Raw genomic sequence first — 14,442 nt, 5'->3', positions numbered from 1 at the left:
TCGGCGTAGCGGGCGCCGAAGCCGCCGTTCGGGAGGATCTCGCGGATCGCGGCGAGATCGGCCTCGGTGAGGGCGACGTCGGCGGCGCCGGCGTTCTCCTCCATGCGGGTGGCGCTGCGGGTGCCCGGGATCGGGACGATCTGGTCGCCCTGGGCGAGCAGCCAGGCCAGGGCGAGCTGGGAGACGGTGATGCCCTTGGCGGTGGCCAGCTTGCCGAGTCGGTCGACGGCTTCGACGTTCTTCTCGAAGTTGCCGGGCTGCCAGCGCGGGTCGGTGTTGCGCATGTCGGTGGCGTCGTACTGTCCCGCGGGCTTCGCGGTACCGGTGATGAAGCCGCGGCCGAGGGGCGAATAGGGAACAAAGCCGATGCCGAGCTCCTTCAGGAGCGGGAAGAGCTGCTCGATCTCGCGCTCGAAGAGCGAGTACTCGGTCTGCAGGACCGAGACCGGCTGGACGGCGTGCGCCTTGCGGATGGTCTCCGGGCCCGCCTCGCTCAGGCCGAAGTACTTCACCTTGCCCGCGTCGATCAGTTCCTTGACGGTGCCGGCCACGTCCTCGATCGGCACGTCCGGGTCGACCCGGTGCTGGTAGAAGACGTCGATCTGGTCGACGCCCAGGTAGCGCAGGCTGTTGTCAGCGACCTTGCGGATGTTGTCGGGGCGGCTGTTGAGGGCTCCGAATCCCTGGGACAGGTCGGACAGGTCGAAGCCGAACTTGGTGGCCAGGACCACCTCGTCGCGGAAGTCCTTGACTGCCTTGCCGACCAGGATCTCGTTGGAGCCGGTGCCGAAGCCGTAGAGCTCGGCGGTGTCGAAGAAGGTGACGCCCAGGTCGTGGGCGCGGCGGATGGCGGCGATACCCGCCTCCTCGTCGCCGGGGCCGTAGGCCATGGTCAGGCCCATCGAGCCGTAGCCGATGGCCGAGGCGGTCAGCCCCTGGGTGCCGAGTGTCCTGTGCTGCATGAGGATCTCCAGACATTAAACCAAACAGTTCGGTTTGAAGCCTACGTCGACCAATCTCCAGCGTCAAACCGAACGGTTTGGTCGGGCGGTTCGCATGCGTGAGCTCCTCAACCCGCGCAGACTCGGTCCGCGCCCGCATCGTGAGTGCCGCCAAGGCCGAGTTCGCCCTGCGCGGGATGGCCGGGGCATGGCTGATCGGACCGCAATGGTTGCTGATCGTTGAGGAAGCATGGATAAGCCGGGGGCGGCACACTGCCGCTCATCGTCTTCCTGGAAGCAGCTGCCTGTGCCGCACTCACCCTCGGCGGTGGCGCCTCGCTCGCGGGTCCGCTGGAGCAGTGCTGAAGTGCGAGCGAGATTTCCCGGAGTCCGGTGGCCTGTGGCTCAGCGTGAGCGGGGGAACAGGCGCTCGACGGCGGCGACCAGGGCCGCGCGGCGTGCGCCGACGGAGGTGTCCGCGGCCAGCTCGGCCGCGGCGGCGCCGATCTCCGGCTGACCTGCCCAGGTGGTGGCGATCTGGTTGATCAGGGCGAGCACGTCGACCGGATCCCAGGCGGGATCGATCAGGCCGGCGCGTTGGGCGTCGCGGAGCTGTTCGACCTTGCCGGTGATGGTGGTCAGCATGGGGTCGGCCGCGTCGCTGTCGGCTTCGCCGTCGGCGAGTTCGAGGCGGCCCCAAGTGAGGAGCCGATAGTGGTCCGGGTGGGCCGTGAAGTGGTCGAAGAGGGTGCCGGCGTAGCCGGGCAGGTCCGCCGGGTCCATGCGGGTGGCCTCGATGAGCGCGGCCGTTTCGTGCCCGACGATGTGGTGGTACAGGGCCTCCTTGCTGCTGAAGTAGGCGTAGACCCGTTCCTTGCTGGTCCGCGCCTGCTTGGCGAGGCGGTCCACTCGGGCGCCGGCGATGCCGTAGCGGGCAAACTCATCCTTCGCCGCGGCGAGGATCCGCTGCCGGGTGTCGGCGGCCGAGGAGTTCGAGGTCTTACGGGAGACGGCGGAGCGAGGCATAGGTACACGATAGACGACCAAACCGTTCGGTTTGCCAGCCCGGCCGTCAGATCTTCCCTCCGGGGGCGGGCGATCTGGAAACGCGGAGCGGCCACGAACCCGGCGTGGCCAGGCCGGTGCGTCTCAGCCGTCGAGGAGCACCACGTGCTTGCCGGGCGTCGTACCGGACTCGACGTCAGCCTGGGCGTCACGTACCTGCTCAAGACCACGGTAGGTCTTGGCGACCGGGGTCTTGAGCCGGCCGTCGGCGATCGCCTGGAGCTGTTGCTGGAACACCTGGGGCGGCAGGCCGGCGGCCTCACCCGCGTAGCTGGTCAGCTGCACCCCGCTGGGGATCATGAACGGGGTGAAGTAGGGAATGGACCAGCCGCCGGCCAGAGCGCCGGTGAAGCAGACGGTGCCGTGCACCCGTACGCATCCGAAGGTGTCCGGCAGGGCGGTGCAGCCCACCAGTTCCAGCGCCGCGTCGACACCCTGCGGTACCAGGTCGCGGACCTTGTCGGCGATCCGCCCGTCGTCCACGACCGGGTGGTCGACGCCCATCGCCCGCAGCTCGTCGCCGCGGTCGGAGTTGCGGGTGGTGGAGATGACGGTGGCGCCGATCTCCTTGGCCATCGTCGCCGCGCTCAACCCGACCGTGGAGGTGCCGCCGCGGATCAGCAGCGTCTGCCCCATCTTGAGGTCTAGGCCACGGGTCAGCGATCCGTAGGCGGTCTGGAACATCTCCGGCAGTGCGCCGACAACGTCCCACGGCAGGTCCGTCTCGAACGGGATGACCTGCCCGGCAGGGACGGTCACGTACTGGGCGTAGGCGCCGTCGTAGGAGCGGCCCATGTTGCCCATCATGGTCGCGACCTGCTGGCCCGGCCGCAGCCCGCTATCCTCGTCGGCCTCATCGACCACGCCGACGCCCTCGATGCCGGGGATACGCGGGTAGGTGACCTCCGCGTCCGACTCGCCCTTGCGGGTGGTGACCTCGGACTCGTTGACGCCGAACGCCTTCACCTTGATCCGCACCCAGCCGGGCTTGCGGACGGGCACCGCCACGTCCTTGATCTCCAGTGCGTCGAGGCCGCCGGGGTGGGTCACGACGACGGCCCGCATGGTTGCTGGTGCGGAGTCGCCGGCTGCTGTCGGTTGGCTCATGCCGAGTTCCTTACTCTGTCTGTCCCCTGCGCTGTTCCGTATCGCCCGCCGTCTGTCAGGGGCGGTCGATGCCCTCCCACAGGTCGAGGGCCGCCTCGTAGTGGGCAGTGGCCTGGAAGGGCGGGTTGCCGACGCTTTCCGCGGTGGGCCGGTCCGTGACGGCGGGCCACAGACGGGAATGCTCGCCGGTGGCGAAGTCGAGCACGATGTCGCGGATACGCGTGTCACGCGCGGCCTGTTCCGTGCTGCGACCCGGTTGTTCCTGGCCGACCAGGCCGTACATCTCAGTGCCGTGGTACGCGGGCGCGCTCTCGGCGGGCCCGATCATCAGGAGATGGGCATTGCCGCCCGCGGCGGCGTGCGCCAGGGCGCCGCGGGCCGCGGGCAGCGCGAAGAGGTAGTCCGCCATGAGGGCGGCGCGGACCTCGACCGGCTTACGGCCACCCTGGTCGTAGGCATCGACGAGCTTCTTGGCGCGCGAGCGGGAAATGCGCCACGTCGCGACCTCGTCGGTGACGGCGTCGAGAGTGTGCGGGTCGAACCGGTCGAGGTCGTTCGCCACCCACCAGCCCATGTCGTCGCTGGCCATGCTCAGCAGCACGTCGACATCGCGGTGCGCACCCGAGGCCAGGACATCCATGGGGTGGGCGTGCACCATTGTGCCGGGCTGCCCGATGTCCAGGACGACGCCGGTGGCCTTGTTGTCCACCCCGCCGCGGACGCCGAGATCCGTCGGGGCGACCTTGCGCAGGGCGTCCCTAAGGGAGGTCGCGTCGAGGTCGAGCAGCTTCTCCGGGGTGTCCGCGACGCCGAGTTCGGTGACGAACCGGTGCGCGAGTTCCTCTGCCCACCAGGCCGGGATGCTACGAGCGGGCCCGCCGGAGAAACCGGCCAGACGCCGGTACAGGCCGTCGGCGGAGGAGGCACCCAACAGCCCGAAGGTGGAGTAGGCGCCACCGCTGTGGCCGTAGACGGTGACATTGTCGGGGTCGCCGCCGAAGTGGGCGATGTTCCGCTTGATCCAGGTGAGCGCGGCGATGACGTCCTGCAGGAAGAGGTTGCTGGCCTCCGTCAGCCGCCCGCCGTACTGCGACAGCGAGAGCGCACCCAGCGCGCCGAGCCGGTAGTTGATCGACACGCCCACCACGCGCCCCGTCGCCGCGAGACCGGAGGCGTTCGAGGTGATCTGCGTGTTCGCGCCGTACTCGAATCCGCCGCCGTGAATGTACACGGTCACTGGCAGCGCCTTGTCGGCCGGCTGCTCGGGGGCCCACACGTTCAGGTTCAGGCAGTCCTCGCCCATCCCGCTGTCCGCCTCGAGCCAGTCACCGCTGTCGGGCTGGACGGAGACGACACCCTTGCGGTCGTAGGGGAGGCCCGGATCGAAGTCCGCGACCACGGGACGGCGGTACCGCTCGGCGGTGGCATACGGAATTCCCCACCAGGACCGCACCCCTGATGCAGTCGGGGCCTTGGGTGCGGTAGCGGTCATGGCATGTCCTTCGGTGCGTGGTACGGATACTCGTGAAAGCCGTAAAGGCCGCGGCATCACCTCACGGAGAGTGAGGCTCGCCGTGCTCCTCCATCATGTTTCGAGCTCCGGCCCCTCGCCCGCTTAGCAGCGGACAGCTGATGGTCGTTAGAAGACACCCGGCACTTCTTGGGCCAGGCGCCCCTATTGACACGGTGACGGTGAACCGGAATGGGGAAATCTCGAATCACGGGATCCGCCTCCCGTTTGGGTGCGGCTGGGTCGGCAGCGCGCGGACCGGGGCGTCGGACTGAGCCACCGCCTGGAGCAGCTGCCGGTTGTGTGCGGTCAGCTGGTTGACGACGCGGACGAGATGCTCGACGTCGCTGCGCAGCTGGGCGAGCTCGGTGGCGTCCCTGGCCCGGAGTTCCCGCGAACATCTCGATCAGTCTCTCGCCTGCCGTGCGCCCAGGCCTGCAGGTTCTCGTGGCGACGAGCCTGCCGCCATGGCTCCTGGTCCACCAACGGCAGCAGGACACGACCCAGATGAGCGCATCGAGGCCACAGCATGTCGTGGTCGGGGGGCACGGTCGATCCTCTCGACGGCGAGTGGAAGGCCTGGGGCAGAGGACCAATTCGACGACCACCAGGCCCTCCAGTTTCGCACTACGTCTGATCTGGGCGAGATCATGAATGCGATCCTGTACGTGGACCGCAGCTTCGTCGAGCACGCCGCAGCCCTCGAGCGAGAACACCGTCTCCTGGCGCGACCCGACATCACCGGATCAAATCTGCATACCGGGATGAAACAACGGGAGAAGACGACCTCCTACTCCCCAGGGAGTAATCCGCAGCCGTCGTCACCCCCGGCAGTACGCGTCCCCTCGCCCTCCCGCCCGACGAAAGCCGTGGTTCTGACCGGAAGTCTGGGGACGGAAGCAGACGTCACCCGGAGGGAGATCGGTCGATGAGGGCCGGAGAGACAACCGCTACGACGAGGCTGGGGCCGGGGCGCGGGCGAGCCGTTCCATGGGCGGTGCTCGGGCTGTGGATTGCGGTGATCGCACTCGTCGGGCCGTTCGCGGCGAAGCTCGCCGATGTGCAGCACGACAAGGTCACCGACTACCTGCCGGCGAGCGCGGACTCGACGCAAGCGGCGAAGATCGAGGAGAAGTTGCCCGGTGGCGAGACCACCGAGATGGTGCTCGTCTACCACCGGGACGGCGGGCTCAGCGCCGCCGACCGGGAGACCGCGGCCGGGCAGGTCGCGGAGATCGCCCGGGAGCACAAGCTGATCGACGGTGTTCCCGACGGGATTCCGTCCAAGGACGGCACGACCCTGATATACCCGGTCGCCAGCAACGATCCCGGGGCGGACGAGGAGAAGCAGGACAAGCTCGTCACCGATGTCCGCGAAGTCGCCCAGGGCGAAGGCGGGTTGAGCGTCGATGTGGGCGGCACCGGCGCGCTGGGCACCGACTCAGGCGCTGTCTACGACTCGCTCGGCGGACCGCTGCTCTACACCACCATCGCCGTCGTTGCCATACTGCTGATCCTGATCTACCGCAGCCCCGTGCTGTGGCTCGTGCCCCTCGTCGTCGCCGGGATCGCCGACTACATGTCGATGGGCGTCGCCTACGGCCTCAACCAGGCCTTCGGCACGACCGTCTCGGGGCAGAGTTCGGGTGTGATGACAATCCTCGTGTTCGGGGCGGGCACGGACTACGCGCTGCTGCTCATCGCGCGCTACCGGGAGGAGCTGCGGCGCATCGAGCGCCCGTACGAGGCCATGGTCGCCGCCCTGCGCGGCTGCGGGCCCGCCGTGCTCGCCTCCTCCGGCACCGTCGCCGCCGGACTGCTGTGCCTGCTCGCCGCCGACCTCAACAGCAGCCGGGGCATGGGCCCGCTCGGCGCCGTCGGTGTGCTGTGCGCGCTGATCGCGATGCTGACCCTGCTCCCCGCCGTCCTCGTACTGGTCGGACGGCGGGTGTTCTGGCCGCTCGTGCCCGCCTTCGGGAGCACGCCCAAGCAGCGGCGGAGCCTGTTCTCGGCGATGGGCAGCTCTGCCGGACGCAGGCCGCTGACCGTCCTCGCGAGCGGTGCCGTGCTGCTCGGTCCCCTCGCCCTCGGCTCGTTCAACCTGCCGGGAGCGCTCAAGCAGGAGGACTCCTTCGTCAAGAAGCCGGAGTCTGTCGTCGCGATGGAGACCGTTGCCAAGGCCTTTCCCGACAGCGGCAGCCAGCCCATCGACGTGCTCACCCCGCAGGGGCGCGTCGACGAGACCCTCGCGGCCGTCCGCGGCACCCCGGGAGTCGGCAGCGCGGAGATGGGGCGTACGGGAGGCGGCTGGACCGAGATCTCCGTCTTCGCGAAGAGCGCACCCCAGTCGGCGGGGGAGACCACCACCATCAAGTCCCTGCGGGACGAACTGAAGGGCTCTTACGTCGGCGGGGACAGCGCCCAGCAGATCGACCTGCAGGACACCAACGCCCGGGACACGAAGATCGTCGTACCGCTCGTCCTCGTCTTCGTGATGCTCATCCTGATCGTGCTGCTGCGGAGTCTGGTCGCACCGCTGCTCCTGGTGGTCGCGGTCGTCGCGGTGTGGGGCGCCTCCCTCGGGATCGGCGGACTGGTCTTCGAACCGCTCCTCGGCCTCAAGGGCATCGATCCGGGGCTCGGACTGCTGTCCTTCGTGTTCCTGGTCGCCCTCGGCGTCGACTACGGCATCTTCCTCATGCACCGGATGAGGGAGGAGTCCCTGGCGGGAGCGGAACCGGCCACGGCGGCACTGACCGCGCTGCGCACCACCGGCGGCGTCATCGCCTCCGCCGGACTCGTCCTCGCCGCAACCTTCGCCGTGCTGACGAACATGGGCCTGGTGCAGCTGGTCCAGCTCGGCTTCGTGATCGCCGTCGGCGTCCTGCTCGACACCTTCCTCGTACGGACGTATCTGGTGACCAGTGCCAGCGTCGCCCTGGGCCGGAAGGTGTGGTGGCCGGGCGGGCTCTCACGGCAGCCCGGGCCGGCCGAACCGGCCGGGTCGAGCGGAAGGGGCGGACCGGCCGAGCCGCCCCGGCAGCCGGAAACCGTCAGTGCACCCTGAGCACGCAGACCGAAGGCCTCGATCGAACGCTCTGATTCGAGCACGCTGACCGCGCGCCTTGATCCGGCGGGCCCGCCTGGGCGCCTCTCCTTGAAGAGGGGCGCCCAGGCCCCCGCACGACTACCGGAAGATGGAGCCGTGGAAGAACGGGGAACGACCACAGGGGTACGCGACCGGTCGGCGGCGGAGACGGCGGACGGTGGCGGCGGGCGGTCCCGTCGCGTCGAGCGCATCATGTCCGCCATCAACCGCGAACCGCTGACCGCACCGCACCGCGCCCGCAATGACGCGGTCCTCGCGCTGGGCGTCGCCGTGCTCGCCCTAGCCATCACCCTCACGGGCGGCGAAGGGACCCGGCCCGACCATCTCAGCTGGATGCTGCTGCTCGCCGGGCACGTGCCCCTCGTATGGCGGCGGCGCAGTCCGTTGGTGGCCCTGCTCGGGGTGGTGGCCTGCATGGCTCCGTACTACGCCTTCGACTACAACCCTGCCCTGCCCGCCCCCGCGATCGTCCTGGCGCTCTACACCGTGGCGGCGACCGCCACCGTACGCCGCACGCTGCTCACCGGTGTCGCCGTCCTCGTCCCGACACTGATCAGCAACGGCCTCACCAACTCGGACGGGGCGCTGGATGCCCTGGAGATCTCCGGCTGGATCATCGCGGTCCTGTTCGTCGGTATCGCCGTCCGCTACTACCGCTTGTACGTCGCCTCCATCGTCGAGCGGGCCGAACGGGCGGAGCGCACCCGGGAGGAGGAGGCCAGGCGCCGCGTCGCCGAGGAACGGCTGCGGGTCGCCCGTGACCTGCACGACCTGCTCGCCCACAGCATCACGCTCATCGGCGTGCAGACGTCCGTGGCGGCCCACGTCCTCACCGCCGACCCCGAGCGCCTCGACCGCAAGGCCGTCGCGCAGGCGCTGGACGACATCGCGGGGACCTGCCGGATCGCCCGGGGGGAACTGCGTACGACGCTGGAGGTGCTGCGGGCGCATGACACGGTCGTGGGAGTGGGCGCGGATCCGGGGCCCGGTTCCGTGTCCGGTTCTGTTTCCGGGGCCGAGGACATGCGGGGGCCGCTGCCCGGGATCGACGGGCTGGCCGATCTCGCGGAGACCGGCCGGGTGGCAGGGGCCAAGGTCGAACTGTCCGTCCGCGCGGACGACATCCCGCCCTCCGTGGGCGCCGCCGCGTACCGGATCGTGCAGGAGGCGCTTACCAACGCCGTACGTCACGGCGGCCGCGAGGACCTCACCGTGCGAGTGGGTCTGTGGACCGCGGACGGCGCACTGCGGGTGAGTGTCAGAGACGACGGCTCGGGCGGCGGAGCGGGCCCGTCCGACGGCACCCCGGGGTTCGGGCTCATCGGAATGCGGGAGCGGGCCCGTAGCGTGGGCGGCACACTGGACGCCGGCCCGGGGCCCGCCGAAGGCTTCGAGGTGACCGCCACACTGCCGCTGTCCCGGGAGGACGAGGTTCGATGACCATCCGCGTACTGCTGGCCGACGACCAGAACCTCGTACGGGCCTCCTTCGCGATGCTCGTCTCGTCGGCAGGCGACATGGAGGTCGTCGCCGAGGCGGGCACCGGGCGGGAGGCCGTGGCGCTGGCCCGGTCGGCGCGGGCCGATCTCATCGTGATGGACATCCGCATGCCCGACCTCGACGGGATCGAGGCGACCCGGCTCATCGCCTCCGACGAGGATCTCGCGGGGGTGAAGGTGCTCGTCCTGACGACGTACGAGACCGACGAGCACATCGTCGAGGCACTGCGGGCCGGGGCGTCCGGCTTCCTCGTGAAGGACATCAGGCCGGCCGAACTCCTCGACGCCATCCGCACAGTGGCCGCGGGGGACTCCCTCCTCTCGCCCGGTCCCACCTCGCGGCTGATCGCCCGCTTTCTGCGCGCGCCGAACACCGGGACGACCCCCGCGGTGGGCGGGCTGAGCGGGCTGTCCGAACGGGAACGGCAGGTGCTCGCGCTGGTCGCGCGCGGTCTCAACAACCCCGAGATCGCCGACGCGTTGGGACTCAGCCCGCTGACCGCGAAGACCCATGTCAGCCGGATCATGGGCAAGTTGGGGGCGCGGGACCGGGCGCAACTGGTGATCTTGGCATACGAGTCGGGGCTTGTGATACCTGGGACTGTCTGAGTTCGGGCCGGCATCGGGGCGGGTTCAGGTTGCGTTCAGGGGGAGGGCAGACAGTCGGAAGTGTTCGGTCCGCGTTCGTCCCGGCTCACTCAACCTGCGCAAGCGCTGGGCAGTCCTACCGGATGCCGAGATCGGAACAGGCATCCGACCGCTCGACTGAGGAGAGGGATGGCGAATCTGAACACCCAGACGACCTGGATTGACGCGCGTGAACGACTGCCGCGGGAGGGTGTACCGGTGGCAGCGGCGATCACGGGCCGGTACCCGGCTGACAGCGCTGAGTCCGAGAACGCGGTGGAGGAGGCGTTCTGGCTGGTGAGGCCGATGTACTTCACGACTCGGCACTTCAGTGAGGACGGAACGGAACACAGGGACTGCTTCGTCGACTCTGACGGATATGTCCGTCTGCCCTACGGTCTTGCCGACGATGACACGGTGACTCACTGGGCTGAGCTGCCTACCCTGCCGGGCAGGACGACACACCTCGTTCTCGGGGACGACGTGCAGCCGGCGCTCCAGGATGCGTGGCGTGCTCGCCCTGGCACCTGACACACGTCCTGTTTCGGATGCGGAGTCGCTTGAACTGGTGCAGCCAGGCGAAGGCGCGCTTGTCAGCGAGCCGGTGGGGTGAGGGTGGTGCGGTCGAACGGGCCACCGTGTGAGGCGGCGTACGTGACGGCCTCGTTGACGGCGTTGAGGCCGAACGACCGGACCCGTTCGGTGGTGAGGTCCAGGGTGCCCGAGGCGAGGAGCCGGATGATGCCGACGTTCGCTGTACGCGGGTACATCCACTGGCCGCGCACGGTGATCGAGTTGCGCATGATCCATGGGTACGGGAGGGCGAGGTCGTCGCCGCCGAGCATGCCGACGCCGCCCATCAGAACGACGCGGCCGTACTCGCGCACGGTCATGGCTGCCGTGCGCGCTGCCGAGCTGGGTGCGCTCGGCGGTAGCAGGTCGATCACCATGTCGATCGGGCCGTCGGCCGCCGCGGACATCGCAGCGCGGTCGCCGGCCTCGTCCCCGGTGAGCGGAACCGGGCGCAGACGCGGACCGAACCGGTCGGCGAGGAGGCCGAGCGCGGCCTGGTTGCGGCCTGGGGCGACCACGCGGCCCGCCCCCATGGCAAGCGCCACCGCGACCGCACTGCTGCCGAGGTTGCCGGTGGCCCCGCTGACGAGCAGCGTCTCACCGGCTGCGAGCCCGCCGGCCAGCAGCCCGCCGTAAGGGATGACGTGCATGCCGAGCGCGGCCCAGCGGGCCGGGTCGTCCCCCGCCGCTGCGGGGAGCGGGAAGACGTTCTCCGTCGGGACCCGCATGAGCTCGGCGAACGACCCGTCGTGCAGGTACCGGGCGAGGCGCGCGCCGCCCTCGCCGCGGGAACTCCAGCCCTGGAGCGTGATGTCGGGCGTCAGGGCTTCATCCCGCGAGCGCACCGTCGAGTCGCACCACACCAGGTCGCCGGGGCGCAGCCGGGTGGCGTCGGGGCCCACGTGGACGACCCGTCCCACGCCGCCGATCCCAGGCACGACGGGAGGGACCAGGGGGTAGTTCCGTTCGCCGCTGAAGACCTCAGCCGCGTAGGGCGCCACGCTGGCGGCGAGGACCTCGACCACCACCTCGCCGCCGCCGGCCTCGGGGTCGGGGACCTCCCGCACCGTGAGCGGGGCACCGAACTGCGTCAGAACTGCTGCTCGCACGTGATGACCTCCGTGTGCGTCCGTGTTCGTCGGGATCGACACTAGGAACGCGGTGGGCATGCGGGAAGCGACGATCAAGCATCTGTGGTATGCGTATCTCGCATGGACATCTCCAGCACAGGCCTACGAGTCCTGCGGCAGATCGCCGAGTCCGGCAGCTTCACCGCGGCAGCCACCCGGCTCGGCTACACACAGTCGGCGGTCTCACGCCAGGCCGCCGCCCTCGAACGAAGCGCGGGCACCGCCCTATTCGAACGCCGCCCTGACGGAGTGCGGCTCACCCCCGCGGGTCTGACTCTGCTGCGCCACGCCCGCACGATCCTGGACTGTCTGACGGCGGCCGAGCGCGACCTCACCGGCACCGTCCCGCGTACCGAACTGGTGCGGCTCGGACTGTTCCTGAGCGCGGGCGCGACCATCCTGCCGCTCTCGCTCACCCACCTCGCGGCGACCGACCCGCAGATCACGGTCACCACTACCGAGGGCACCACGCCCTCCCTGGTCCGGGCACTGCGAGCGGGCTCGATCGACCTTGCCGTGCTGACGTCCCGCCCGCCCCACCGGCCTTTGGACGGCGAGTCGCCGCGCCTGCACGACGAGACCATCATGGACACCGAACTTGTCGTGGCGGTGCCTTCGACCGGAGAGTTCGCCGGCCGCACCGCGGTGCACGTCGACGAATTGATCGACGTCCCGTGGATTGCCGCCCCGGCGACGAACGCCGAGCCACTGCTCGGCGTCTGGCCTGGCCTGCCCGGACGGCCGGACGTCGTCCACTGCGCGCGCGACTGGATGACGAAGCTTCAGCTGGTCGCCGGTGGCTTCGGGGTGACGACGGTACCCTCGCGGCTCTCGCCAATGCTGCCGCCCGGGGTGAGCCTGCTGCACGTCGAAGGCGCACCTCCCGAGATCCGCCGGGTTCTCGTGGCGCGGCTCCCCGGCCGCCCCACACCGGCGATCACGGCCGTCACCCGAGCAATTGCCTCGACCACCTGATACGTGCCGCCGGCCGTCAGATTCGGTGCCGTGGCCCGCCGAGGGCGCGCACCATCACGTGTACGTCGGCATTAGCCTCCGCGTTCACTTGCGGTGGCGTCCGGATCTTGATCGGAAACGCGAAAGTGCCTCCTGAACTGGGATAATGAGGCTTGTCTAGGGCTTCTGTCACCACAGCGAGAAGGCACTTCTGCGTGCACACTACCGGGTCGCGTCCCAAGCTTGTCGTCTCGGCCGACGGCCGCGGGGTGGTCAGCCACGCTGGATCCCGCCTGCTGGCCGATCTCCCCGATGGCATCGGCCCGACCGGCGCGTTCACGGACGGGCTGCGCAGGCTGCGACCGCGCGGTACCGGGCACGACCCCGGGCGGATCGCGGTCGATCTGGCGGTGATGCTCGCCGACGGTGGCGAAGCACTAGCGGACCTGGCCCTGCTGCGGGACCAGAGAGAGGTTTTTGGCCCGGTCGCCTCCACTGCGACCGCCTGGCGCCTACTCGCGGACATCGGTCCGGCCGCACTCACTCGCCTGCGCTCGGCGAGAGCCGTCGCCCGGGAGATCGCCTGGCTCCAGGCCGCTGAGACCACCGGCGGCATACCCGCAGCCCGCGCCGGTGGCCGCGACCTGCCGAGCCTGGTCCTGGACCTCGACGCCACCCTCGTCACCTGCCACTCGGAGAAGAACAGGCAGCGCCGACCTACAAACGCGGCTACGGCTACTACCCGCTCCTTTGCTTCCTGGACAACACCGGCGAAGCCCTGGCCGGGGTACTGCGGCCGGGCAATGCCGGCGCCAACCCCGCACACGTTCGAGCACTGCGCGAGCGGGGAATCCACACCTTCTTCTCCGTCGGATACGTCGTCACCGAACCAGTCCGCCGCGCAATCCGTGCCCTGCCCGACCACCTGTGGCACCCCGCGCTGGAGCAGGACGGCACCCTGCGCACCGGCGCCGAAGTGGCAGAACTGACCGGAACGGTGGACCTGGCGGACCACCCGGACGGCACCCGGATCATCGTCCGGCGCGAGCGCCCACATCCCGGCGCCCAGTTGTCCTTACCGCCCCCCACGGCGAAGGCTCCCTGCAGCATCTGGAGGTCCGCCACCGTGCGCACGCCCGCGTCGAGGACCGCATCCGCTGCGGCAAGAACACTGGTCTCGGCCGCTTCCCCTCCCGCCACTTCGCCATCAACGCTGCCTGGCTGGAGCTTGCTCTGACCGCCGTCGACCTGCTCGCCTGGACCCAAGTTCTGCTACTGAACGGCGAATTGGCCTCCGTCGAGCCGAAGAAGCTCCGCTACCGGCTGCTGCACGCAGCCGCCCGTATCACCCGCGGCGGGCGCCGCCTTTACCTGCGGATCTCCGCTACCTGGCCCTGGTGGAGCACCCGACCCGAGCGTCGGGCCTCAGCCATGCTCGCCTGACGGCAAGCGGCCAACAACCGCGGGTCGCCGCGATCAGCCCGGCTGAACCGAAACGCGGAGGCTAGTGATGGCAGTCGACGCAGTACCCGGGGAAAGCGCAGGGCGCCCGCACCACAAACCTCATAAAGTCACGACCGTCTCACTGGACTTGAAATCTTCCGGCAGCCCCTGCACTTCGGGCCCAGTTGCGACGGGCTTTGATTCTCGTGCTGGTGTCGAACGGCGCTCCGGAGAGTACTCCCGTCGAAGTAACGTCGTACCGCCTGTCTCCCGAGGGATGACGACCGCAGTATGACGAAACAGCACGGAATCGGGCCTAGCGTTGGGGCTATGCCGGAACTTGATAGTCCACTGCGGAGATTCGGGGTAACCACCAGGGCGCTGGCGACGGCGTTCCCTGTCGCCGCATGCGGGGTCACACGCCGACAACAGTGCGGGGCCCGCTGCGGCCGGCCCGCACAGTGCGCACGCGGACGGTCGTCAG

Annotated in this window: 10 protein-coding genes and 1 pseudogene; 6 read left to right on the top strand and 5 right to left on the bottom strand. The window is 69.7% G+C overall.

Going from position 1 to position 14,442, the window contains the following annotated elements; translation table 11 throughout:
• From CCL05_RS01450 to CCL05_RS01435, 4 genes are all read right to left on the bottom strand, one after another.
• Window positions 1–962, bottom strand: a 962-nt coding sequence (locus CCL05_RS01450) for an aldo/keto reductase (RefSeq protein ID WP_086558612.1), incomplete at its 3' end; no start/stop codon positions are given.
• Window positions 963–1,346: 384 nt separating this feature from the next.
• On the bottom strand, window positions 1,347–1,967 hold the full coding sequence (locus CCL05_RS01445) for a TetR family transcriptional regulator (protein ID WP_086558611.1): 621 nt from the start codon (window positions 1,965–1,967) through the stop codon (window positions 1,347–1,349).
• Window positions 1,968–2,090: 123 nt separating this feature from the next.
• Window positions 2,091–3,113 (bottom strand): alcohol dehydrogenase catalytic domain-containing protein, encoded by a 1,023-nt coding sequence (locus tag CCL05_RS01440; protein WP_086558610.1) that lies wholly within the window; start codon window positions 3,111–3,113, stop codon window positions 2,091–2,093.
• 55 nt (window positions 3,114–3,168) lie between these two features.
• Window positions 3,169–4,605 (bottom strand): carboxylesterase family protein, encoded by a 1,437-nt coding sequence (locus CCL05_RS01435; protein ID WP_086558609.1) that lies wholly within the window; start codon window positions 4,603–4,605, stop codon window positions 3,169–3,171.
• Window positions 4,606–5,551: 946 nt separating this feature from the next.
• On the opposite strand from CCL05_RS01435, the gene CCL05_RS01430 reads away from it, so the two are divergent.
• The 4 genes from CCL05_RS01430 (at window position 5,552) to CCL05_RS01415 (ending at window position 10,389) form a co-directional block, all read left to right on the top strand.
• Window positions 5,552–7,690 (top strand): MMPL family transporter, encoded by a 2,139-nt coding sequence (locus CCL05_RS01430; RefSeq protein ID WP_086558608.1) that lies wholly within the window; start codon window positions 5,552–5,554, stop codon window positions 7,688–7,690.
• Between the two features lie 138 nt (window positions 7,691–7,828).
• Window positions 7,829–9,172: a sensor histidine kinase gene (locus CCL05_RS01425; protein WP_086558607.1), complete on the top strand. Its 1,344-nt coding sequence runs from the start codon at window positions 7,829–7,831 to the stop codon at window positions 9,170–9,172.
• Entirely contained in the window at window positions 9,169–9,840 is a 672-nt protein-coding gene (locus tag CCL05_RS01420) for a response regulator (RefSeq protein WP_086558606.1), read from the top strand. Before CCL05_RS01425 ends, CCL05_RS01420 begins: the two co-directional genes overlap by 4 nt.
• A 168-nt stretch (window positions 9,841–10,008) precedes the next feature.
• Window positions 10,009–10,389 (top strand): AQJ64_40280 family protein, encoded by a 381-nt coding sequence (locus CCL05_RS01415; protein ID WP_086558605.1) that lies wholly within the window; start codon window positions 10,009–10,011, stop codon window positions 10,387–10,389.
• Window positions 10,390–10,451: 62 nt separating this feature from the next.
• On the opposite strand, the gene CCL05_RS01410 is transcribed toward CCL05_RS01415, so the two are convergent.
• Window positions 10,452–11,540: an alcohol dehydrogenase catalytic domain-containing protein gene (locus tag CCL05_RS01410; protein WP_167409489.1), complete on the bottom strand. Its 1,089-nt coding sequence runs from the start codon at window positions 11,538–11,540 to the stop codon at window positions 10,452–10,454.
• Between the two features lie 102 nt (window positions 11,541–11,642).
• Between CCL05_RS01410 and CCL05_RS01405 the strand changes: the two genes are divergently transcribed.
• Both CCL05_RS01405 and CCL05_RS01400 read left to right on the top strand, forming a co-directional pair.
• Window positions 11,643–12,536, top strand: coding sequence for a LysR family transcriptional regulator (locus CCL05_RS01405; RefSeq protein ID WP_086558604.1), 894 nt, complete (start codon window positions 11,643–11,645; stop codon window positions 12,534–12,536).
• A gap of 152 nt (window positions 12,537–12,688) precedes the next feature.
• Window positions 12,689–13,958, top strand: a pseudogene (locus CCL05_RS01400) (transposase).
• The last annotated feature ends 484 nt before the right edge of the window (window positions 13,959–14,442 follow it).

The sequence above is a fragment of the Streptomyces africanus genome (assembly GCF_002150735.1).
In the GTDB taxonomy this organism is placed as follows: domain Bacteria; phylum Actinomycetota; class Actinomycetes; order Streptomycetales; family Streptomycetaceae; genus Streptomyces; species Streptomyces africanus.
This window is presented reverse-complemented; position numbering and strand designations above follow the sequence as displayed.

What these genes read in the sequence shown, in the direction of transcription:
- CCL05_RS01415 (WP_086558605.1), top strand. Translation starts at nt 10,009, where the DNA reads ATGGCGAATCTGAACACCCAGACGACCTGGATTGACGCGCGTGAACGA.
- CCL05_RS01435 (WP_086558609.1), bottom strand. Translation starts at nt 4,605, where the DNA reads ATGACCGCTACCGCACCCAAGGCCCCGACTGCATCAGGGGTGCGGTCC.
- CCL05_RS01440 (WP_086558610.1), bottom strand. Translation starts at nt 3,113, where the DNA reads ATGAGCCAACCGACAGCAGCCGGCGACTCCGCACCAGCAACCATGCGG.
- CCL05_RS01430 (WP_086558608.1), top strand. Translation starts at nt 5,552, where the DNA reads ATGAGGGCCGGAGAGACAACCGCTACGACGAGGCTGGGGCCGGGGCGC.
- CCL05_RS01445 (WP_086558611.1), bottom strand. Translation starts at nt 1,967, where the DNA reads ATGCCTCGCTCCGCCGTCTCCCGTAAGACCTCGAACTCCTCGGCCGCC.
- CCL05_RS01420 (WP_086558606.1), top strand. Translation starts at nt 9,169, where the DNA reads ATGACCATCCGCGTACTGCTGGCCGACGACCAGAACCTCGTACGGGCC.
- CCL05_RS01405 (WP_086558604.1), top strand. Translation starts at nt 11,643, where the DNA reads ATGGACATCTCCAGCACAGGCCTACGAGTCCTGCGGCAGATCGCCGAG.